The sequence below is a fragment of the Flavobacterium hercynium genome (assembly GCF_002217285.1).
In the GTDB taxonomy this organism is placed as follows: Bacteria; Bacteroidota; Bacteroidia; order Flavobacteriales; family Flavobacteriaceae; genus Flavobacterium; species Flavobacterium hercynium.
Window position 1 is genome coordinate 1 of the sequence record NZ_MUGW01000080.1, and the last position, 508, is coordinate 508.

1 pseudogene is annotated in these 508 nt (G+C 40.7%); it reads left to right on the top strand.

The window, feature by feature from the left end:
- A pseudogene (locus B0A66_RS23025) lies at positions 1 to 508 on the top strand (hypothetical protein); the annotation flags it as partial.

The window sequence follows — 508 nt, forward strand, 5'->3', positions numbered from 1 at the left end:
GGAGTAGCGGTTACAGCAGCAAATACAGATGTAACACCAATCACAACAGGTCCATTGAGCATCAATGCAAATGGAGTTTTAACTCTTGCAGCGAATACAGCAAGTGGAACATATAGCATCACTTATGAAATCTGTGAAGCAGGTGCAAATCCATCAAACTGTAAAACAGCTTCAGCTGAAGTAACAGTTGCAAATGCTTTAGTTGCAAACAACGATAACACTTACGGAACTCAGACTTCAGGAAACACAGCGGTAAATGTTGGTAACGTAACGACAAACGATACTTTAAACGGAGTAGCGGTTACAGCAACAAATACAGATGTAACGCCAATTACAACAGGTCCATTGAGCATCAATGCAAATGGAGTTCTTACTCTTGCAGCCAATACAGCAAGTGGAACATATAGCATCACGTATGAAATCTGTGAGGCAGGAGCAAATCCATCAAACTGTAAAACAGCTTCGGCAGAAGTAACAGTTGCAAATGCTTTAGTAGCAAATGCAGATA